We start from the raw sequence: 21,362 nt of genomic DNA, 5'->3' as shown, positions 1-21,362 counted from the left end.
TCGGTCGCTGCTTCGCCAGCGCGATCGCGAGGCCCTTAGCCATGAATCCCGAAGATCCCGGAAAACGGCTCGCCAACCGCGTCTGCCTCGTCGCCGGCGCCTCGCGCGGGCTCGGCCGCGGCATCGCCCGGGCGCTGGGGGAAGCGGGCGCGACCGTCATCGTCACCGGCCGCTCCAGCGAGGCCGGCCCGCGCACCGACCAGCGCCTGGAGACCTTCGAGGACACGGCGCGCGAGGTCGAGGCCGCCGGTGGGCGCGGCCATCCCTATCGCTGCGACCATACCCAGGAGCGGGAGGTCGACCAGCTCGTCTCCTGGTGCCTGCGTCGCTTCGGGCGGCTGGACGGGGTCGTCGATGCCGTCTGGGGCGGCAATGAGGGCTATGACGGCGAGCGCTACCCGGACGGCTCCGCCTTCGGCGCGCCGTTCTGGCGAAGGCCGGTGGCGCGGCTCGGCCAGAGCTTCGAGAGCGGCGTCTATGCGCAGCTCCTGCTCGCGCGTGCGGTCGCGCCCGCCATGGTCCAGGCGCGCAAGGGGCTGATCGTCACCGTGGGCTTCGACACCGCCGGCGGCTATCTCGGCGATGTCGTCTACGATCTCGCCCAAGCCGCGATGAACCGCCTGACGCTGGCGATGGGGCATGAGCTGAAACACTTCGGCGTCACCGCGCTCGGCCTCTCGCCCGGCCATGTCCTGACCGAGCGCGTCCGCGATGCCGGCCTCGCGCAGGCGGACAGCGAGACGCCGCTCTATGCCGGCCGCGCCGTGGCCGCGCTGCTGGCCGATGCCGACGTCGCGCGCCATGCCGGCCAGGTGCTGCCGGTCGCCGATCTCGCGCGGCACTATGGCTTCACGGATCGGGACGGCAGTCGGCCGGAGCGTTTCACGGTCCCGTCGTGAGAACCGGGCGATAGCGGTTTGACAGCGTGGCCGGATCGGCGTTCCTGCCGCGCTCAGTTCCCCAGCCGCGTCGCCCGAAGGTCCGCTCATGCTCCTGATCCACGGCATCTGCCCGCAGTCCCGCGACAAGCTCCTGCCGCGCACCGTTGCGGCCGACGAAGCCTTCCCGCCCGACTCGCTCTGGATCGACCTGCTCAATCCGACGGCGGGGGAGGATGCCCGGGTCGAGAAACATCTCGGCGTCTCGATCCCGACGCGCGAGGAAATGCACGATCTCGAGCCCTCCGAGATCATCTACACGGAGAACGGCGCGCATTACATGACCGCGCGCATCATCTGCCAGTCGGAGACCATCGTTCCCAAGCTCGCCGACGTCACCTTCATCCTCACCGACAAGGCGCTGGTGACGGTGCGCTATGACGAGCCCGGCGCCTTCAACATCTTCCTCAACCGCGCCACAAAGCCCGGCGGCTGCGGAATGCAGCCCGAGGCGGTTTTGGACGGGCTGATCGAGGCGATCGTCGACCGCGCGGCCGAGGTTCTGCGCGGCGTCGGCGACCAGATCGACGACGCCTCCCGCCGGATCTTCGCCGGCCGCGGCCAGGACGTCGAGCAGGGCAGCGCCTACCAGGCGGTGATCCAGAAGATCGGCCAGTACGAGCACATCATTTCCAATGTCCGCGAGAGCATGGTCTCGGTCGAGCGCGTGCTGCTCTTCCTCTCGGCCAACTACACGCGGCCGAAAAAGACGCAGACCGGCTTCTCGGCCGAATGGCGCGCCGCCGTCCGCGACGTGCAGGCGATCGAGGAACACGCGACCTTCCTGTCGAACAAGCTGCAGTTCATGCTCGACGCCACGCTGGGCCTGGTCTCGATCGAGCAGAACAAGATCATCAAGCTGTTCTCGGTCGTCTCTGTGGCCCTGATGCCACCGACGCTGATCGCCTCGATCTACGGCATGAACTTCAAGACGATGCCGGAGTTGGAGTGGCAGTGGGGCTACCCCATGGCGATCGGGCTGATGATCCTCTTCGCCGTGCTGCCCTACCTGTTCTTCCGCTGGAAGAAGTGGCTTTAGCGCATCGGCCCGGATGTCGGGCACCGGCTTCCGGGAGAGCCGATGCGGGCAGGATATGACGGCGCGGCCTCCCGCGACGCTGGATGAGGCGAGCCGACGTCAATGACCACCCCCCAATTGCTATCCGTCTCGCTGGTGGCGGTGATGATGGCCGCCTTTCTGTGGGGGCGTCTGCGCTATGACATCGTCGCCATGCTGGCGCTGCTGGCCGGCGTCGCCATCGGCATCGTTCCGGCCGGCGAGGCCTTCAAGGGCTTCTCCGACGACATCGTCATCATCGTCGGCAGCGCGCTCGTCCTGAGCGCCGCCGTCGCACGGTCTCGGGTGATCGAACGCGCCCTGGCGCGCGTCATGCCGGTGCGGGGCTCGACCCAGGCCCAGGTGGTGCTGCTCGTCGTGGTCGTCGCGGTGATGTCGGCGATCATCAAGAACATCGGCGCGCTCGCCATGATGCTGCCGATCGCCTATCAGCTCGCCCGCAAAGGGGGGCGCTCGCCCTCGGTGTTCCTGATGCCGATGGCCTTCGCCTCGCTGCTCGGCGGCGTCGTCACCCTCGTCGGAACCTCGCCCAACGTCATTGTCGCGCGGGTGAGGGCCGAACTCGGCGGCCAGCCCTTCTCGATGTTCGACTTCACGCCGGTCGGCATCGTCGTCGCGCTCGCCGGCTGCGCCTTCCTCGCCGTCGGCTACCGCCTGCTGCCGCAGGACCGGCGCGGGGCGGTCTCGCTCGACCAGGCCATCGACATCAAGGACTACGTCACCGAGGCCGAGATCGGCGAGAATTCGTCTCTCGCCGGCAAGACGGTGGCCGACCTCAAGGCGCTGGGCGGAGGCGAACTCCAGATCGTCGCGATCCTGCGCGACGAGCGGCGCCTGCAGGCCCCCCTGCCGGATGCCAGGTTGAGGGCGGGCGACACGCTGCTGTTGCGCGGCGATGCGGCGGTTCTGGAGCGGGTCGTGGCCGAGGGCGAACTCGATCTCGACGGCCAGCATCGGCCGACGAAGAAGGAGGACGCGCTCGACCCCGACCAGGTCAGCGAGTCGATCATCGGCCCCAACTCCGTGCTGATCGGTCATTCGGCCGGGGATATCGGGCTGCATGCCCGCTTCGGCGTCAATCTGATCGCGATCAGCCGCGCCGGGGAGCGCTTCACGCAGCGCCTGCGCGACATCCGCCTGCGCGCCGGCGACATCGTCGTGATCCAGGGCGACGAGAAGCAACTGCCGGAAAAGCTCATGGAATTGGGCCTGCTGCCGCTGGCCGACCGTGTCGTCTCGCTCGGCTCGACACGCAAGGCGGTGATGACCGTCTCGATCGTGCTGGCCGCGGTGGTCACGCTCGCCTTCGGCCTCGCCCCCGTGCCGCTGACCTTCTTCGCCGCCGCGGTGCTGCTGATCGCCCTGCGCTGCCTGCCGCTGCGCGACGCCTACAGCAGCATCGATGCCCCGATTCTCCTGATGCTGGCGGCGCTGATCCCGGTCAGCGACACGCTGCGCTCGACCGGCGCGACGGACGTCTTCGCCGGCTGGCTGGCGCAGGTTGGGTCGGGCATGCCGGGCTGGGCCTCGGTCGCGCTGATGCTTGCGGCGGCGATGGCGGTGACGCCCTTCCTCAACAATGCCGCGACCGTGCTGGTGATGGCGCCGATCGGCGCGGGCTTCGCCGCCAAGCTCGGCTACAACCCCGACGCCTTCCTGATGGCGGTGGCGATCGGCGCGGCCTGCGACTTCCTCACCCCGATCGGCCACCAGTGCAATACGCTGGTGATGGGCCCGGGCGGCTACAGATTCAGTGACTACCCCAGGCTGGGTGCGCCGCTGTCGCTGCTCGTGCTCGCGGTGGCGGTTCCGATGATCCTGCTCGTCTGGCCGCTGCAGGCGGGTTGATTGTCGACCGCTTGGGTCGTGGTCCGCATCACCGGAAACCTCCAGCTGTCTTGTGCGTTGCAGCATTCCGGCCTATTTCGAGGTTGCCACCGCAACCCTCCCAACCCACGAAAGGAGCGACGATGCTGGAACGGCATGAGGGAGAGCCCGTGCTTGACGACAAGCTCGATCGTCCCGACCAGGAGCCCGCAACCGCTGAGCAGGACGAGACCGAGAAAGTCTCTGACCGTGACTACCAGGCCGGCTTCTGGAGCACGCCGAGCTGACGGCACCGACAACGCGGGGGGCCACATTGCGCCCTCCGCAGCTCTCCCGAAACGCCTCGCCATCGCTGCGGTCTGGGCCACCGTCGTTCATCCCGTGCCAGCAGCGCTTCGAAGCTCGGGACCGGCTGCTTGAAAAGCCGCAAACCATCGCCCACCTGCGACGCCCGCACAACGTTCCGATGGATTGACGACCTTGCCCCCACGTCGAGCCCTGCTGCTGCGCAATCCGAAGTCGCGCCGTGGCGCCGAGCCGCTCGACCCGGTGCTTCGGCGACTGGAGCAGGGCGGGATCAAGACCACCCTCGAAACCTTCGAGCACCTGCCCGAGATCGCACGCGACATCGTGCGCCTGCGGGAAACGGCCGATCTCATCATCGTCTGCGGCGGGGATGGCTCGGTTTCGTCGTCGGCGCTGGCCGTCATGGAGAGCGGCCTGCCGCTCGGCATCATTCCGATGGGGACGGCCAATGATCTGGCCCGCACGCTCGACCTGCCATTGGAGCCGGCCGAGGCGGCGGGCGTGATCTCCGCCGGCGCGACCCGCCTCGTCGATGTCGGAACCGTCAACGGCCACGCCTTCTTCAACGTCGCGAGCATCGGCCTGAGCAGCGAACTCGCGCAGGGGCTCGACCCCGCGTTAAAGAAGCGCTTCGGGCGCGCCGGCTATGCGCTGGCGGCGCTGAAGGTGCTGATGCGAGCCTCAGTCTTCGGAGCGACGATCATCGAGAAGGGGCGGGCGACCCGGGTCGAGACCTACCAGATCGCGATCGGCAACGGACGCCATTATGGCGGCGGCAACGTGATCGAGCAGAATGCCGAGATCGACGACGGTTCGCTCGATCTCTACAGCCTGGAACTCAAAAACGTCTGGAAGCTGGCTTTGATGCTGCGCTCCTTCCGCTCGGGCGCGCATGGCGCCTGGCAGGAGGTCCGCACTGCCAAATGTACAGAGTTCACGATCGAGACGCGCAAGCCCAGGCCGGTGAATGCGGATGGCGAGATCGTCACCGCGACGCCGGCCCTGTTCAAGGTCCATCCCAGGGCCGTCGCGATCTTCGCGCCGCCTGCCGAGCCCGACCGCAGCCGGCCTCTTGCGCGGCTGTACCACCGCTAGAGGGGGGGCAAGCTCACGGGAATCGCCACGCTCGGGGGCCGTCATAGGCTCGGGCTTTGCCCGGAATCAGGCGGCGAGCGGGTCATCAGCCGCTCGACCTCGCTGGCCAGCCGCTGGCTCTGCTCGGTCAGTTGGTGCGCCGAGATATGGACCTGGGCTGCCGCGTCCGTGGTCAGTTTTGCGCCGCCATGGACCTCCTCGATGGTGTGGGCGACCTCGGTCGTCAGATGCGCGGTGCGCTGGGCATTGCTCGAAATCTCCTGGATGATCGCGGTCTGCTCGACGAAGGCGGCGGCCATGGCGGTCGAGATGTCCGACATCTTCCCGATGGTGGTGCTGACCTGCCCGATCGACTCGACGGAGCTGCGCGTCGCGCCCTGCATGTCGCCGACGAGCTTGGCGATGTCATGCGTGGCGGCGGCGGTCTGGCCGGCCAGAGCCTTCACTTCGGCGGCGACGACGGCGAAGCCGCGCCCTGAATCGCCAGCGCGCGCTGCTTCGATCGTCGCGTTCAGTGCGAGCAGGTTGGTCTGCTGAGCGATCTCGGAGATCACGCTCAGCACCGAGCCGATCCGGTCGGCGGCGCTCGACAGCGCCGCCATCCGCTCGTCGGTCAGCCGCGTGTGATCGACTGCGCTGCGCGCGAAGCGGCTCGATTCGTCGAGCTGCCGGCTGATCTCGTTGACGGCCATCGCGATTTCTTCGGCGGCGACGGCCATCGAGGTCACGTGGCCCGACGCCTCCTGTGCCGCGACGCCGGCGAGCTCGGAGCGGGTCTGGGAGCGCCCGGCTGTGGCCGACATGTCGTCCGCGGCGGCCTCGAGCTGCATCGAGGCTGCCGCGACGCTGGCAACGATGTCGCCCGCCGCCCCCTGGAAACGGCTCGCCACCTCGCGCAGCAGCAGGCAGCGCTGCTGTGCGTTGCGCTCGTCGATGGCGGTCATCTCCTTCCGGGCGGCATCGGCGGCGATCAGCTGCAGGCGGAAATCCTCGATCGCGCGGGCGATGTCGCCGATCTCGTCCGACCGGTCGCAGCCGCTGATCGCCGTCTGCCGCTGGCCCGCGGAGACACGGGCGACCTCGTGCGAGAGCGCCACCAGCGGCTTCGCGAGGCTGCGCGCCGCGGCCATGGTCAACACAATGATGGCGACGAAGAAGGCCAGTTGCAGGCCGAGCTTCGTTCTCATCTCGCCCTGGTGGAGCGCGACCCGGTCGCTCAGCAGGCCCGCGAGGCTCGTCTCGGCGACGCGGGTCAGGGCCGCCGCCGCACTGAACTGGCGTTCGATCGCGCTCTCGGCGTTCGTGACGAGGCGCACCAGCGGCGCGCTGTCTTGCTCCATGACGATGCGGGCGCTCGCGCTGCTGACGGCATGGCTGGCCTGAAGCAGCGCCACCGGGGCATCGCCGAGCTGGGCCAGTACACGCCCATCGGCATTGCCCCCGATCGCCGAGGCGATGGTGTTCTGGACCGCATCGCGGACCCGATCGAAGCGGCTGGCGGTCGAGACAAGGATCGCAAGATCGCTGCGCGTGCCAAAGCCACTCCGGAAGGGCTCCAGAGCCCGCCGCAGCGCGGCCGTGGCGGTGGCGGCCTCCGGCAGCACGACGCTGACCAGATTCATCAGATAGTAGCTGTCGAGCTTGGGATCGAGCGTCAGATAGGAGCCGTCGGCGATCTTCACCAGGGCGATCTGCGCCTGCTCGAAGGCCTGCACGGCATCGGGCCGCCTGGCGGCCAGCAGGAAGTTGTCGACGGCATCGGCCGACCCGAAGACCCCGTCATAGCGTTCCCGGACGGGCTCGAGGGCCGCGATCGTCTCGGGCGGAAGGCCGCTGGCGACGCGCGACAGGTCCGACAGAAGCGGCGTCAGCGTCTGCAGATAGCGGACGCCGTCCAACTCGCGGCTGGCGAAGCTGATGTTCTTGTTGGCCTGATCGACATAGGAATAGGTCATCAGTCCGAAAGGGACCGCCACCAGCAGCAGAAGGCAGAGGAGCTTCCGGCTGATCCTGAAGTCTGCGTAGCGGAGGAATCCCATTTTTCAGATGCCTGGCAACGCGCCGGTTCACGGCCGTCGTTTCATGACGTTACGGCACAAGACCCTATTTTGCGTTAATCCGATCGGGGAGAGTCCATCCTTTCCTATATGCCGCGGGCCCTCACATCTCAGGCGGTGGCTTCGCGCTCCAGCGCGTCCCCGTTTCGGGCGGTTCCGGCCTCCAGCACGCGCGCGGTGATCCCGCCATGGCCGCGGACCGCGTTGTAGCCGCCCGGGCCCAGCGTCTCCTCCATCCGCGAACAGGGGTGGCACTCGCCGGTCGCCTCCAGCAGCGTGGTGCCGAGCCGGAAACGGCGGCCCTTGAGGGCCGCGAGGTTGATCCCCGCGACCACGATGTTGCGCCGGAGACATTCGGGCGCGAGCGCATCGCGGCCGAGATGCGAGGCGATCGCCGCCAGATGCTCGGCCTGGATCAGCGTGACGTGGCGGGCGCCGCCGGTGCGGCTGCTGTAGTGATCCCCGATCAGCCCTTGCTCGGGATCGAAGCCGGCTTCCTCGACCGCGAGCATGGCCGCCCGCCGCGCCGGGCGCAGGCCTATCCAGACGATCCGCCCGGGGCGCAGCGGTCCGTCGATCAGCCGGGCGAGCGGGGAGGCGGGGTCGAGCGGCATCCCGGGCTCACGCCATCACGCGCGCGACCGTCTCCTTGAGCGCGCCGGCGTCGCGCTCCAGCCAGCCCGGCACGGGCAGGCCCTTCGAGCGCAGGAACGCTGGATTGAACAGCTTCGACTGGTAGCGCGTGCCGTAGTCGCACAGGATCGTCACGATGGTGTGGCCGGGGCCGAGCTGCCGGGCGAGCCGTATCGCGCCCGCGACATTGACCCCGGACGAGCCACCCAGGCACAGCCCCTCATGCTCGAGCAGGTCGAACACGATCGGGATCGCCTCGGAATCCGGGATCTGGAAGGAGACATCGATCGGCGCATCGACCAGATTGGCGGTGATGCGGCCCTGGCCGATGCCCTCGGTGATCGAGGAGCCTTCCGACTTCAGTTCGCCGGTCGTGTAAAATGAGTGGAGCGCCGCACCCATCGGGTCGGCCAGCCCGATCGTGATCTTCGGGTTGAAGCGCTTCAGCGCGATGCCGGTGCCCGCCAGCGTGCCGCCGGTGCCGACCGCGCAAATGAAGCCGTCGACTTGGCCCTCGGTCTGCGCCCAGATCTCGGGGCCGGTCGTCTCGATATGGCCCTGGCGATTGGCGGTGTTGTCGAACTGGTTGGCCCAGATCGCGCCATTGGGCTCGGTTTTCGCTAGTTCCGCGGCGAGCCGGCCCGAGACCTTCACATAATTGTTCGGGTTGACATAGCCGACGGCAGGCACCTCGACGAGCGTCGCGCCGGCCAGCCGCAGCATGTCCTTCTTTTCCTGGCTCTGCGTCTCCGGGATCACGATCACGGAGCGATAGCCCAGCGCATTGCCGACGAGCGCGATGCCGATGCCGGTATTGCCGGCCGTGCCCTCGACGATGACCCCGCCGGGCCGCAGCAGCCCCTTCGCCTCGGCCTCGCGGATGATGGCGAGCGCGGCGCGGTCCTTGACCGACTGGCCGGGATTCATGAACTCGGCCTTGCCGAGGATGGTGCAGCCCGTCTGCTCCGAGGCCCGCTTCAGCCGGATGAGAGGCGTGTTGCCGATCGCTTCGATGACGCCGTCGCGGCTCGCCATATCCGGATTTCCCTGTTTGCTCCCAACCTGATAGGCGAAAGCGGCGGACGGGTCGACAGCCCCGCACCGCTCGGCCCCCGAACGAAACAGGGCGATCGGCGATGGCCGTCGCCGGAGACGATTTGCCCCCGATGACGCTCGCGATGAACGAGATCCTCTCCGTTGGCCGCCTCGGGCTGCGGGGCGACGGCATCGCGCAGACCCCCAGTGGCGATGTCTTCGTGCCCTATGCGCTGCCCGGCGAGACCGTGCGCGCGGTGCGCGACGGCGAGCGCGCCCAGCTGGTCGAGATCATCACCCCCGCCGAATCGCGCATCGCGCCGATCTGCCCGCTCTTCACCCGCTGCGGCGGCTGCGCCGCGCAGCATATGTCGGAGAGCCTGTATCGCGTGTGGAAGCGGCGTCAGGTCGAGACCGCGCTGGAGCGGGCCGGGATCGCCGCCGCCGTCGCGGACATCGTCGACGCGCATGGCGCCGGCCGCCGCCGCGTCACTTTCCACGCCAGGCGCGAGGGCCCCGGCATGCTCGTCGGCTTCATGGTCGCGCGCAGTCATGATCTCGTCGCTGTGCCGGCCTGCCCGGTGCTGGCGCCGGGGCTGGCGCGCGCGCCGGCGGCGGCCCAACTCGTCGCCAACCGGCTCGGGGGCTCCAACAAGCCGCTCGACATCCAGGTCACGGCCTCCGAGGCCGGGCTCGACATCGACATTCGCGGCCATGGCCCGGCCGGCGAGAAGCTCAGGCTCTCCCTGACGGAAGCCGCCGAGCGGCTCGATCTGGCGCGGCTCTCCATGCATGGCGAGATCGTCGTCGAGCGCCGCCCGCCGCAGCAGCGCATGGGCAAGGCGATGGTCGCGCCCGCGCCCGGCGGCTTTCTCCAGGCCACAGTGGCGGGCGAGGAGGCGATCGGCGCGCTGGTGCTGGCTGCGCTGCCCGCCAAGGCCAAGCGCGTCATCGATCTCTTTGCCGGCTGCGGCCCGATCTCGTTTCGTCTCGCCGAGCGGGCGCAGGTCCTTGCCGTCGAGAGCGACAAGGCCGCCATCCTGGCCCTGACGCGGGCCGCCAGTACGACGCAGGGTCTGAAGCCGATCGCCAGCGAAGTGCGCGACCTCTTCCGCCGCCCGCTGCTGGAGCACGAGTTGAACGGCTTCGACGCCGTCATCCTCGACCCGCCGCGCGCCGGCGCCGAGGCGCAGGCGCGGCGGCTGGCGGCGGCCAAGACCCCGACCGTGATCTATGTCTCCTGCGACGCCGGCAGCTTCGCGCGCGACGCCGCGATCCTGATCGCGGGCGGATATGCGCTGGAAGGTGTGACGCCGGTCGACCAGTTCCGCTATTCCGCCCATATCGAGCTCGTCGGCGTGTTCCGGCGCGCCAAGAAGAGCTGAGACCCGGAGGCATCCGTGAGCGCATCCATCCTCGACGACATGGCCGCGATCGTCGGCGCGAAGAACATCGTCACCGATGCCGACGCGATGGTGCCCTATCTCAAGGAGTGGCGGGATCTGTTCCGCGGCAAGGCGCAGGCGATCGTGCGGCCGGGCTCGACTGAGGAGGTTTCCGAGATCGTCAAGCTCGCCGCCCGGACCGGCACGCGCCTCGTGCCCCAGGGCGGCAACACCGGCCTCGTCGGCGGCCAGATCCCGATCGCCGAAGGCCGCGAGATCGTGCTCTCGCTGCAGCGCATGGACCGCATCCGCAGCATCGACACCGACAGCGACACGATGATCGTCGAAGCCGGGCTGACGCTGCAGAAGGCGCAGGAGGCGGCGGAGGCGGCCGGGCGCCTGTTCCCGCTCTCGCTGGCCTCCGAAGGCTCCTGCACGATCGGCGGCAACCTCTCGACCAATGCGGGCGGCACCGCGGTGCTCGCCTATGGCAATGCCCGAGAGCTCTGCATGGGCCTGGAGGTCGTGCTCGCCGACGGGCGGACCTGGAACGGGCTGCGCCAACTCCGCAAGGACAACACCGGTTACGATTTGAAGAACCTCTTCATCGGCGCCGAGGGCACGCTCGGCATCATCACCGCCGCCGTGCTGAAGCTGTTCCCGCAGCCGGCCGCGCGCGCCACCGCCTTCCTCGCCGTGCCCGACCCTGAGGCGGCGCTGGCGCTGCTCAACGCCGCCAAGGCCGGCGCCGGCGGCACGCTCACCACCTTCGAGCTGATGTCGCGGCTGGGCGTCGACTTCGTCCTGCGCCACGCCGCCGGCGCGCGCGACCCGCTCTCGGAGCCCTCGCCCTGGTATGTGCTGATGGAGGTCTCGGCCCAGTCCGCGAGCGGGCTCGACGAGGCGGTCGAGGCCTTCCTCGGCGAGGCCCTCGAGAACGGGCTGGTCACCGACGCCGCGCTCGCTGGGTCGCTCTCCCAGCGTGCCGATTTCTGGAAGCTGCGCGAAATGCTCTCCGAGGTGCAGACCCATGAGGGCGGCTCGATCAAGCACGACGTCTCGGTGCCGCTGCATGCGGTGCCGGCCTTCATCGCCCGCGCCTCGGAGGCGGTCACGGCGATGGTGCCGGGCTGCCGGCCGCTGCCCTTCGGCCATATGGGCGACGGCAACATCCACTTCAACGTCAGCCAGCCGGTCGGCGCCGACAAGGCCGGCTTCATCGCGCGCTGGGAAGAGATGAATACCGCGGTCCACGCCATCGTCAGCGAGATGCACGGCTCGATCTCGGCCGAGCACGGCATCGGTCGCCTGAAGCGCGACCTGCTGCCCGGCGTCAAGGACCCCGTCGAACTCGCCCTGATGAAGACGCTGAAGGCGACGCTCGATCCGCAGGGCATCCTCAACCCCGGCGCCGTGCTGGCCATGTGAGTTCCAACAGTTCGGGCGGGAAAGCGCCCCGACTGTTGGAACCGCAAGCCTGCCTCAGAACAGGCTGCCCTGACCGTCGTCCCGGGCGCGCGCCGCCGGCTTGGCTCTGACGGCAACGGCCGCCGCCTTGGGCGCCTCCGCCGTCGCCCCATCGAACGGCGCCTGAACCTCCGGGCCGTCGTTCGCCACCTTGTTCACGGCGCTGCCGATCCGGACCATCTCCAGCAGATCCTCCGGCGGTGGCCGCAGCAGCGCGTTGTAGGCCTGGGCTTCGGCTGCGGGATCGAGCCAACAGTCGAAGTCGCGCGGATCGAGGATCACCGGGCAGCGATCATGGATCGCCGCCATCAGCCCGTTCGCCGGTCCGTTGACCAGCGCGACCGTGTCGATTTCCGATCCATCCGGCGAATGCCAGGTCTCCCATAAGGCGGCGAAGGCGAAGAGGTCGCGGTCGGGCCGCCGGAACAGATAGGCGCGGTTTTCGGCCTGCCGGCCCTGGCCGAGCCGGTGCCATTCATAGAAGCCGTCCGCCGGCATCAGGCAGCGCCGCCGCGTCAGCGCCGCCCTGAAGGAGGGTTTCGTCGCGGCGCTTTCGCCGCGAATGTTGATGACGAGCGGAAAGTCCTTGGGGTCCTTGACCCAGCCGGGAATGAATCCCCAGCGCATCAGCATGAACTGCTGCGCCCCCTCGTGCTGCCGGACCACCGGCACGGGCTGCGTCGGCGCGATGTTGTAGCGCGGCGGGAAATTCGGCTGCTCGGCATAGCCGAACAGCGACCGCATCGCGGTCGGGGGCAGGGTGATGGCGTAGCGACCGCACATGCCCCCCGATGTGGCCCTCCCCGCGGGCGCGATCAATACTTTGTTTGGGTTTGGCGCAGCATAGTCCCGGCGGTTTGGGGTTCATGATGACCGTCTCCGCGACTAAGGCGCTGGCTGGTGGAGGCGATGGCGGGGGCGAGACGCCCGGGGGGCCGCGCCTCTCGACCGACTTCCTCAATCTCTATGCCGAAGCCCTCATGCTGATCGGGATGGCCGCCGAGGATCGCGACATCGTGGCGGATCTGCAGGCCTGGCGCCCGGTGAGCTACCGCGATCATTTCGCGACGTCGCCCTTGCGCTGCGCGCCATTGGCGATCGCCGCCTATGACGCCCTGCCGCCCGCCCGCCGGGAAGGGTTCGAGAATCTCTGCCTGGCGATGACCCGGCTCGTGACGACCGCGACCGCGCTGCTGGCCGACCGGCAGGAAGGCCTCGATCCGGCGACCATCGCCGATGTCGCGGGCGATGCGCTGCGGCGGCAGATCGGCCGCGCCACCCATTTCATCAACGCCAACGGCACGATCGACATCGGTGCGCTCGAGAGCCGTGCGCTGCAGGCCGAGGTCGACGCCCTGTTTCGGGGCTGATCAGCCGGCGCGCTGTCCGCCGATCAGGAATTCCCGGTTGCCGTCACCCCCCTCGATCGGCGAGGGGATGGGCTCCCGCACCGCAAAGCCGAGTTGCTCCAGCAGGATCGCCACATCGGCGCAGACCGCCTGATGGACGGCCTCGTCGCGCACGATGCCCTTCTTCAGGGCCGCACGCCCCGCCTCGAACTGTGGCTTGATCAGCGCCGCGATCTGCGCGTCCGGGGCCAGCAGACCTGCCACGGCGGGCAGGACGAGGCGCAGCGAGATGAAGCTGACATCGATGGCGGCGAGCGTCGGCGGTTCGGGTAGATCGGCGGGCGTCAGGCTGCGGATGTCGCAGGCTTCCAGGCTCGTGACGCGCGGATCGCTGCGTAGTGAAGAGTGAAGCTGGTCCCGGCCGACATCGACGGAGACGACATGGCGCGCGCCGCGCTTCAGCAGCAGGTCGGTGAAACCGCCCGTCGAGGCCCCGACATCGAGGCAGACGCGTCCCGACGGGTCGTAGCCGAAGAGATCCAGCGCCTTGGCGAGCTTCAGCCCGCCGCGCGAGACGTAAGGATGCGGCGCCTGCGCGCTCAGCACCGCGCTCTGCGCCAGCATCTGGGACGCTTTGCGGACGCGATCTCCGTCGGCGGTGACGAGACCGGCGGCGATGGCGGCCTGGGCGCGGGCGCGGCTCTCGCACAGCCCGCGTTCGACGAGCAACTGGTCTGCCCGAAGCTTCATGCAACCACCCTTCCGGGCAGGCTCAGGCCCGCTTGATGGCGCTCGGCACCCCGAGCGCGCCTTCGACCGTGCGGACGATGCCGGCGGCGTCGAGCCCCGCGGCGGCGTACATCGCCTCGGGCTTGTCGTGCTCCTGATAGAGGTCCGGCAAGGTCAGCGTCCGCACCTTGAGGCCGCGGTTGAGCGCGCCGCTGCGGGCGAGCAGATGCAGCACATGCGCGCCGAAGCCGCCGACGGAGCCTTCCTCGACGGTCACGAGGATCTCGTGCTCGCGGGCGAGCCGCAGGATCAGTGCCTCGTCCAGCGGCTTGGCGAAGCGCGCATCGGCGACGGTGGTCGAAAGCCCGCGCTGGCCGAGCTGCTCGGCCGCCAGCTGGCACTCGGCGAGGCGCGTCCCCAGCGAGAGCAGCGCGACACGCGAGCCCTCGCGCACGATGCGCCCGCGACCGATCTCGAGCGGCACGCCGACATCGGGGATCTCGACGCCGACGCCTTCCCCGCGCGGATAGCGGAAGGCGATCGGCCCCTCGTCGAAGGCCGCCGCGGTGGCGACCATATGCGTCAGCTCCGCCTCGTCGGCGGCAGCCATGACCACCATCTCCGGCAGGCAGGCGAGATAGGCGATGTCGAAAGCCCCGGCATGGGTCGCACCATCGGCGCCGACCAGCCCGGCCCGGTCCAGCGCGAAGCGCACGGGCAGCTTCTGAATCGCCACGTCATGGACGACCTGATCATAGGCGCGCTGCAGGAAGGTCGAGTAGATCGCGCAGAACGGCTTGTAGCCCTCGGTCGCGAGACCGGCGGCGAAGGTCACCGCATGCTGCTCGGCGATGCCGACATCGAAGGTCCGCGCCGGGAACTCCTTGCCGAAGGCGTCGATGCCGGTGCCCGAGGGCATCGCGGCCGTCACCGCGACGATCTTGTCGTCCTCGCGGGCGGCCTTGATCAGCGCATTGCCGAAGACGGCGGTGTAGCTCGGCGCATTCGCGGGCGCCTTGGCCTGCTGGCCGGTGACGGGGTCGAACTTGACCACGGCATGGTATTTGTCCGCCGTCGCCTCGGCCGGCGCGTAGCCCTTGCCCTTCTGAGTCACGACATGGACGAGGATCGGCCCCTGGCTGGCGTCGCGCACATTGCGCAGCACCGGCAGCAGGTGATCGAGATTGTGCCCGTCGATCGGGCCGACATAGTAGAAGCCCAGCTCCTCGAACAGCGTGCCGCCGGTCCAGAAGCCGCGCGCATATTCCTCGGTCCGCTTGGCCTTGTCGTGGAAGAAGCGCGGCAGCCGCTCGGCCAGTTGCTTGGCGATCTCGCGGATCGAGCGATAGGTCCGACCCGAGACGAGGCGGGCCAGATAAGCCGACATCGCGCCGACCGGCGGGGCGATCGACATGTCGTTGTCGTTGAGGATGACGATCAGGCGCGAGCCGAGCGCGCCGGCATTGTTCATCGCCTCATAGGCCATGCCGGCCGACATCGCCCCGTCACCGATCACGGCGATGACGTTGTTGCTGCCGCCGGCGAGGTCGCGGGCCACCGCCATGCCCAGCCCGGCCGAGATCGAGGTCGACGAATGCGCGGCACCGAAAGGATCGTAGGCGCTCTCCGAGCGGCGGGTGAAGCCGGACAACCCGCCGGGCTGGCGCAGCGTCCGGATGCGCTCGCGCCGGCCGGTCAGAATCTTGTGGGGATAGGCCTGGTGGCCGACATCCCAGATCAGCCGGTCGCGCGGCGTGTCGAAGACGTGGTGCAGGGCCACCGTCAGCTCGACGACGCCGAGACCGGCGCCGAGATGGCCGCCGGTCACCGAGACGGCACTGATCGTCTCCTGCCGCAGCTCTTCGGCGAGCTGGCGAAGATCGGCGTCGGGGAGCTTGCGGAGGTCCTCGGGCGTGGCGACGCGGTTGAGGATCGGCGTGTGAGGGCGCTGGGTCACGAGCCGGGTCTATCGCATCCCGCCGGGGTGGCACAAGGGCGGCAAGGTCGCGCAGCGGGCGCGCCACCGCCCAGACCCGTCATCGCCACGAACCCGGCGCACCGGGTTGTGAAACATTCGTTCACCATAAGGTTATGGATAAGCCGCGTCCGGCTGTCTGGAGCGGCGCGAATCGGCTTGTGCGGCGGCATGCAACTTGCTCCAACGGCAGCGGGAGCGATGCGGAATCCGGGGGGAAAACGATGCGGCGGAGTGATGCGAGCAGGGTTGCGGGTCGGTTCATCAGGGCGCTCAAGGTCGGCCTGATGGCCGGCCTGATTTCGGCCGGTATGGCCGCGCCGGCGGGGGCTCAGGGCACGCTTCGCATTGCCATGACGGCCTCCGACATCCCCACCGCGACGGGCCTGCCCAATAACGGCTTCGAGGGCATGCGCTTCCTGGGCTATCCGGTCTTCGAGAGCCTGGTGCTGTGGGATCTGACGACGACCGACCGTCTGGCGCCGCTGCGGCCGGGCCTCGCCGAGCGCTGGGAGCAGGCGGCCGACGATCCGAAGACATGGATCTTCCATCTGCGCCGCGGCGTCACCTTCCATGACGGAACGCCCTTCGACGCCGACGCCGTGATCTGGAACTTCGAGCGCTATTTCAACAAGGATGCGCCCCAGTTCGAGGCGCCGGCAGCGGGAATCGTCCGGGCCCGCGCCCCGATCATGACAGGCTACCGGAAGATCGACGCCTCCACGGTGGCGATCACCACCAGCACGGCGGCGTCCTACTTCCCCTACATGATCTCTCTGGCGCTGCTGAGCTCGCCCGCCTCCTTCGAGAAGGCCGGGCGCGACTGGGCGAAGACGGCGCTTCTGCCCTCCGCCGGCACCGGCCCGTTCAAGATCGCCAGCGTGTTGCCGCGCGAGCGCGTCGAACTGGTGCGCCATGACGGCTACTGGAACGTCGCCGGCAAGGCGAGGCTCGACAGGGTCGTGCTGCTGCCGATTCCCGAAGCGAATGCGCGGCTCGCCGCGCTGCGCACCGGGCAGGTGGACTGGATCGAGGCACCGCCGACCGACGGCATTCCGTCGCTGCGGCAGGCCGGCTTCACCATCACCACCGGCTCCTACCCGCATGTCTGGCCCTGGCTGTTCAACATCGGCGCGACGGACAGCCCGCTCAAGGACGTCCGCGTCCGCCAGGCCTTGAACTACTGCGTCGACCGCGACGGCATCGTCGCTTTGCTCAACGGCATGGCCGAGCCGGCGATCGGCTGGCTCAAGGCGAGCGACGCCGCCTTCGGCAAACCGGCCAACCGCTACCGCTTCGACCCCGCCAGGGCGAAGGCGCTGCTGGCCGAGGCGGGCTTCGGCCCGCAGAAGCCGCTGAGCTTCAAGGTCATGATCTCCACCTCCGGGTCGGGCCAGATGGCGCCGCTGCCGATGAACGAGTTCCTCCAGGCCAGCATGAAGGAGGCCTGCGATATCCGGATCGACTTCAACGTGACCGAGTGGCAGGTGCTGCTCAACAGCATGCGGGCCCAGCCGGACCAGCCTTCGCTCGGCGGATCGCTCGCGCTCAACATCAGCGGGCCCTCAACCGATCCGAGCGTGATGGCGCGCTATTTCGGCGCCGCCAGTGCCCCGCCCAACGGCTTCAACTTCCCGCAATGGAAGGATGCCGCCTTCGAGGCGGCGCTGGCCAGGCTGGCGGCGGCCAGCGACCCCCGCGTGATCGAGGAGCAGACCGCGCTCGCGCATGCGCGGCTGGTGGACGACCCGCCCTGGCTGTATGTTGTCCATGACCTCAACCCGCGTGCCATGTCGAAGAAGGTCCAGGGCTTCGTCTCCCCGCAATCCTGGTTCGTCGATCTGACCCGCATCAGCATGCAGTGACCCTCATGGACACCGCCTCTCGCAGCAGCACGGACCCGGCCCTGTGGCCGGCCCATGTCCTGGCGCGGGAGATCGCGGCCCGGCGGCTCTCACCCGTCGATGTCGTCGAGGCGCTGCTGGCCCGGATCGCGCGCCTCGACCCGAAGCTGCACGCCTTCGTCGATGTCTATGCTGCCGACGCACGGCTGGCGGCCGAGGCGGCGGAGAAGGCGATCCGTGCCGGCCATGCGGTGGGGCCGCTGCATGGTGTGCCCGTCGCGCTGAAGGATCTGATCGATCTCGAGGGGCGCATCACCACGGGCGGCTCGGCCCATTGGCGCGGGCGTCGCTCGACCATGACCGCGACCATCGCCAGGCGCATGTTCGCGCAGGGCATGATCGTGCTCGGCAAGACGCATACGGTCGAGTTCGCCTATGGCGGCTGGGGCACCAACGAACAGATGGGCACGCCCTGGAATCCCTGGAACGAAGCCGTGCCGCACACGCCGGGCGGCTCCTCCAGCGGCTCCGGCGTCGCCGTGGCGGCGCGGCTGGCGCCCTGGGCGATCGGCACCGACACGGGCGGCTCGGTCAGGCTTCCGGCCGCCTTCTGCGGCCTTACCGGGCTCAAGGTGACGATCGGGCGCATCCCGGTCACCGGCATCATCCCGCTCTCCGCATCGCTCGACACGCCCGGCCCAATGGCGCGCAGCGTCGAGGATTGCGCGCTGCTCTACGACGTCCTGCAGGGACCGGACGAGGCCGATCCGAACACCCGCGGCGTCATGCCCGAGAGCCCGATGCCGACGCTCAGGCGCGGCGTGCGCGGCCTGCGTCTCGCCCGCATGCCGCAACGCGACCGCGCCGGCTGCGACGCGCAGGTGCTGGCCGCATATGACCGCTCGCTGACGACGCTGGCCGGCCTCGGTGCCGAGATCGTCGACATCGACCTGCCCTGGCCGCTGGAGCACTTCACCACGACGAGCGGCATCGTCATGGCCGAGGCCTTCTTCAACGGCGGGGCGATGGCGCAGGATCCCACCCTGCCGCTCGACCCGGCGGTGCGCGCCCGCCTGCTCGCCGGAGCCGATCTGTCGGCGCAGGACTATTTGGCCACAAAGGCCTTCCAGGCCCAGGCCAAGCGCGACCTCGCCACGGCGATGGCCGATATCGACGCCCTGCTGACGCCGACCACCGCCACCCCCGCCATCCCGCTCGATGCGGTCGACCAGGACGTGATGCCGTCGCTCTTGACCCGTTTCGGCAATGTCATGGAGATGTGCGGACTGTCGCTGCCCAACGGCTTCACCGCGTCGGGACTGCCGCTCTCGCTGCAGATCTCCTGCCTTAGCTATCAGGAGGCGATGGCGCTGCGCATCGGCTTCGCCTTCCAGCAGGCGACGGAGCACCACCTCGCTGTGCCGCCGATGGTGGCCTAAGAGCCCGCCTCCACAGGAAACGGGTGGGACGCGCCGGCGCCGGCTGACATCACCTGCCGACCCTTCGGCAGGAGCCCCCGATGTCCTCCTCTTCCTTCCCGATCCTGCTGCTTTCAGGCACCATGGCCCAGTTCGCCGACCGGCTGGCGCTCGACACGATCACGCTGGCGGCGACGCAGGGAGGCGCCAGCCCGCGTCTCGTCGGCCTTCTGGTCGCGGCCCAGTCGGCGGCCTGGCTGCTGGTTTCGCTCCCGGCCGGCGTCTTCGCCGACCGGCTCGCGCCGCGGGACCTCATTCGCCTCGGCGGTGCCCTGATCGCGACCGGCGCCGCGGCAGGGGCGTCCCTGCTGGCGGTCGGCCACACCGGCTGGTTTCTGGCCGCGACGAGCTTCGCCGCGGCAGCCGGCGCGGTGGTGATCGCGCTGTCGATCTTCGTGCTGATGCCGCGCACCGTCCCGATCGCCGACCTGCCGCGCGCGAATGGCCGGCTCGAACTCGGCCGCGCCGTCTTCAGCCTCGCGGCGCCGCTGATCGCCGGCTGGGCGGTTTCGCGCGGGCAGGGCTGGCTCGGCTTGAGCCTCTGCGCGCTCGCCGGCGTGCTGGCACTGGCCGCAGCCTCGCGCCTCCCGGGCGAGCGCCCACCATCGCAGCCGCGCCTGCCGCTCCACCTCGCCATCGCCGAAGGCGGCCGCTTCGTCGCGCGCCACCCCTATCTGCGGCCGATCGCGCTCTGCGCCATTGCCTGGAACCTCGCCTTCTTCGCCTTCACCGCGATCGCGGCGCCCTATGCCGCGCGCATCCTGCTGCTGGCCCCGGAACGGATCGGCCTCGCCACGGCCGTCTATGGCGCCGGGCTGATCGCGGGCGCGCTCGGTGGCGCGACCCTCATTGCGCGGCTGCCGGTGGGGATCGTCCTCGTCTTCGGCCCGGCCTCATCCTGCGTCGGGGCCGCCTTGCTGGCGCTGGCGCCGCCCGCCTTCGGCTGGCCCGCGCTGGCGCTCGCCTTCTTCCTCTTCGGCTTCGGGCCGATCCTCTGGTTCATCGCCCAGACCAGCCTGCGCCAGGCGGTGACACCGCCGCATCTGCTCGGCCGCGTCAGCGCGACGCTGACCACGGCGATCTACGGCATGCGCCCGCTCGGGGCGCTGGCCGGTGGGCTCGCTGCGGAAAGCTGGGGGCTGGAGGCGGCGATGGCGCTGCCGGTCGCGCTCTTCGCCCTCTCGACGCTGGCGATCCTTGCCTCGCCGATGCCGCGGTTGAAGGCGATGCCGGAGGGGGAACTCACCCCTCGGGCAGCGGGATGAACTCGGCCTCATCGCCCGGTACCGTGTCGAAGCGCCCGGCCTTCCACTCCGCCTTGGCCTGGTCGATGCGCTCCTTCGAGGAGGAGACGAAGTTCCACCAGATGTGGCGCGGGCCGTCCATCGGCTCGCCGCCGACGATCATCAGGCGGGTCTGGTCGATGCCGAGGATCGAGATGCGGTCGCCCGGCTTGAAGATCAGCAGCTGCCCGGCGCCGAACTCGTCTCCGGCGATGTCGACCCGGCCCGAGACGATGTAGATGGCGCGCTCATCATAATCGGGGTCGAGCGGCAGGATCGCGCCCGGCGACAGCACGGCCTCGGCATAGAGCGCGTCCCAGGGAAAGCTGACGGGCGAGGTCTCGCCATAGGCCGAGCCCATGATCAGGCTGATGCGCTTGCCGCCCTCGACGATCCGCGGCAGTTCGGGGGCGGCATGGTGGACAAAGGCCGGCGCCGTCTCCTCATGCGATTTCGGCAAGGCGAGCCAGGCCTGGATGCCGAACAGCTTCGGCGGCTTCTGGCGCTCCTCCAGCCCGGTGCGCTCGGAATGGACGATGCCGCGCCCCGCCGTCATCAGATTGACGGCGCCGGGACGGATCGGCAGCGCGGTGCCGAGCGAATCCCGGTGCATGATCTCGCCGTCGAAGAGATAGGTCACGGTCGAGAGCCCGATATGCGGGTGCGGGCGCACATCGATGCCCTGGCCGAGCAGGAACTCCGCCGGCCCCATCTGGTCGAAGAAGATGAAGGGCCCGACCATCTTGCGCCCGATCGAGGGCAGCGCCCGCCGGACCGAAAAGCCGCCGAGATCATGCGCGCGCGGCACGATCACCTGCTCGATCGCCTCGCAGGAGCGGGCATCGCCCAGAACGGGGTCTTCGGCGGGCAACTGGGACATGGC

At 69.4% G+C, this 21,362-nt stretch carries 17 protein-coding genes; 10 read left to right on the top strand and 7 right to left on the bottom strand.

From position 1 onward, the window contains the following. Positions 1 to 41 precede the first annotated feature (41 nt). The 4 genes from SJY11_RS19945 (at position 42) to SJY11_RS19930 (ending at position 5,244) form a co-directional block, all read left to right on the top strand. The gene (locus SJY11_RS19945) at positions 42 to 899 is read left to right on the top strand and encodes an SDR family NAD(P)-dependent oxidoreductase (RefSeq protein ID WP_376988488.1); all 858 of its coding nucleotides are present in this window, start codon (positions 42 to 44) and stop codon (positions 897 to 899) included. An 88-nt stretch (positions 900 to 987) separates the two neighbouring features. Further along, positions 988 to 1,977 carry a magnesium transporter CorA family protein gene (locus SJY11_RS19940; RefSeq protein ID WP_376988486.1) on the top strand — a complete coding sequence of 330 codons (990 nt, stop codon included), beginning with the start codon at positions 988 to 990 and terminating at the stop codon, positions 1,975 to 1,977. A 102-nt stretch (positions 1,978 to 2,079) separates the two neighbouring features. Continuing rightward, a complete protein-coding gene (locus SJY11_RS19935; protein WP_376988484.1) occupies positions 2,080 to 3,864 on the top strand; it encodes an SLC13 family permease in 1,785 nt (594 codons plus the stop codon). A gap of 459 nt (positions 3,865 to 4,323) precedes the next feature. Next, positions 4,324 to 5,244 carry a lipid kinase gene (locus SJY11_RS19930; protein WP_376988483.1) on the top strand — a complete coding sequence of 307 codons (921 nt, stop codon included), beginning with the start codon at positions 4,324 to 4,326 and terminating at the stop codon, positions 5,242 to 5,244. Positions 5,245 to 5,285: 41 nt separating this feature from the next. Here SJY11_RS19930 and SJY11_RS19925 read toward each other — a convergent pair whose 3' ends face one another. From SJY11_RS19925 to SJY11_RS19915, 3 genes are all read right to left on the bottom strand, one after another. Beyond that, the gene (locus SJY11_RS19925; RefSeq protein ID WP_376988481.1) at positions 5,286 to 7,283 is read right to left on the bottom strand and encodes a methyl-accepting chemotaxis protein; all 1,998 of its coding nucleotides are present in this window, start codon (positions 7,281 to 7,283) and stop codon (positions 5,286 to 5,288) included. A 128-nt stretch (positions 7,284 to 7,411) separates the two neighbouring features. After that, entirely contained in the window at positions 7,412 to 7,915 is a 504-nt protein-coding gene (locus SJY11_RS19920; RefSeq protein ID WP_376988480.1) for an MOSC domain-containing protein, read from the bottom strand. 7 nt (positions 7,916 to 7,922) lie between these two features. After that, positions 7,923 to 8,969, bottom strand: coding sequence for a cysteine synthase A (locus SJY11_RS19915; protein WP_376988478.1), 1,047 nt, complete (start codon positions 8,967 to 8,969; stop codon positions 7,923 to 7,925). A gap of 131 nt (positions 8,970 to 9,100) precedes the next feature. Here SJY11_RS19915 and SJY11_RS19910 point away from each other — a divergent pair, with 131 nt between their 5' ends. Next, a complete protein-coding gene (locus SJY11_RS19910) occupies positions 9,101 to 10,354 on the top strand; it encodes a class I SAM-dependent RNA methyltransferase (RefSeq protein WP_376988476.1) in 1,254 nt (417 codons plus the stop codon). Between the two features lie 39 nt (positions 10,355 to 10,393). Continuing rightward, positions 10,394 to 11,782: an FAD-binding oxidoreductase gene (locus SJY11_RS19905; RefSeq protein ID WP_376989379.1), complete on the top strand. Its 1,389-nt coding sequence runs from the start codon at positions 10,394 to 10,396 to the stop codon at positions 11,780 to 11,782. A gap of 54 nt (positions 11,783 to 11,836) precedes the next feature. Here the strand turns inward: SJY11_RS19905 and SJY11_RS19900 are convergent, their stop codons facing one another. Then, positions 11,837 to 12,604, bottom strand: a complete 768-nt coding sequence (locus tag SJY11_RS19900; RefSeq protein ID WP_376988474.1) for an SOS response-associated peptidase — start codon at positions 12,602 to 12,604, stop codon at positions 11,837 to 11,839. A gap of 83 nt (positions 12,605 to 12,687) precedes the next feature. On the opposite strand from SJY11_RS19900, the gene SJY11_RS19895 reads away from it, so the two are divergent. After that, entirely contained in the window at positions 12,688 to 13,191 is a 504-nt protein-coding gene (locus tag SJY11_RS19895; RefSeq protein WP_376988472.1) for a hypothetical protein, read from the top strand. On the opposite strand, the gene SJY11_RS19890 is transcribed toward SJY11_RS19895, so the two are convergent. Beyond that, positions 13,192 to 13,920, bottom strand: coding sequence for a TlyA family RNA methyltransferase (locus SJY11_RS19890; protein WP_376988471.1), 729 nt, complete (start codon positions 13,918 to 13,920; stop codon positions 13,192 to 13,194). Between the two features lie 22 nt (positions 13,921 to 13,942). Beyond that, complete coding sequence (dxs, locus tag SJY11_RS19885) at positions 13,943 to 15,856, bottom strand: 1-deoxy-D-xylulose-5-phosphate synthase (protein WP_376988470.1); 1,914 nt, start codon at positions 15,854 to 15,856, stop codon at positions 13,943 to 13,945. Between the two features lie 305 nt (positions 15,857 to 16,161). Here dxs and SJY11_RS19880 point away from each other — a divergent pair, with 305 nt between their 5' ends. The 3 genes from SJY11_RS19880 to SJY11_RS19870 all read left to right on the top strand — a co-directional run bounded on the left by SJY11_RS19880 (position 16,162) and on the right by SJY11_RS19870 (position 20,461). After that, on the top strand, positions 16,162 to 17,739 hold the full coding sequence (locus SJY11_RS19880; protein WP_376988468.1) for an ABC transporter substrate-binding protein: 1,578 nt from the start codon (positions 16,162 to 16,164) through the stop codon (positions 17,737 to 17,739). Between the two features lie 5 nt (positions 17,740 to 17,744). Next, positions 17,745 to 19,157: an amidase gene (locus SJY11_RS19875; RefSeq protein WP_376988467.1), complete on the top strand. Its 1,413-nt coding sequence runs from the start codon at positions 17,745 to 17,747 to the stop codon at positions 19,155 to 19,157. An 80-nt stretch (positions 19,158 to 19,237) separates the two neighbouring features. Beyond that, positions 19,238 to 20,461, top strand: coding sequence for an MFS transporter (locus SJY11_RS19870; RefSeq protein WP_376988466.1), 1,224 nt, complete (start codon positions 19,238 to 19,240; stop codon positions 20,459 to 20,461). Here the strand turns inward: SJY11_RS19870 and SJY11_RS19865 are convergent. After that, a complete protein-coding gene (locus tag SJY11_RS19865) occupies positions 20,439 to 21,359 on the bottom strand; it encodes a pirin family protein (RefSeq protein ID WP_376988465.1) in 921 nt (306 codons plus the stop codon). The two genes, SJY11_RS19870 and SJY11_RS19865, sit on opposite strands and share 23 nt — an antisense overlap. Positions 21,360 to 21,362: the final 3 nt, after the last annotated feature.

The organism is Allobosea sp. R86505 (assembly GCF_042466375.1).
Lineage (GTDB): Bacteria > Pseudomonadota > Alphaproteobacteria > Rhizobiales > Beijerinckiaceae > Allobosea.
This window is presented reverse-complemented; position numbering and strand designations above follow the sequence as displayed.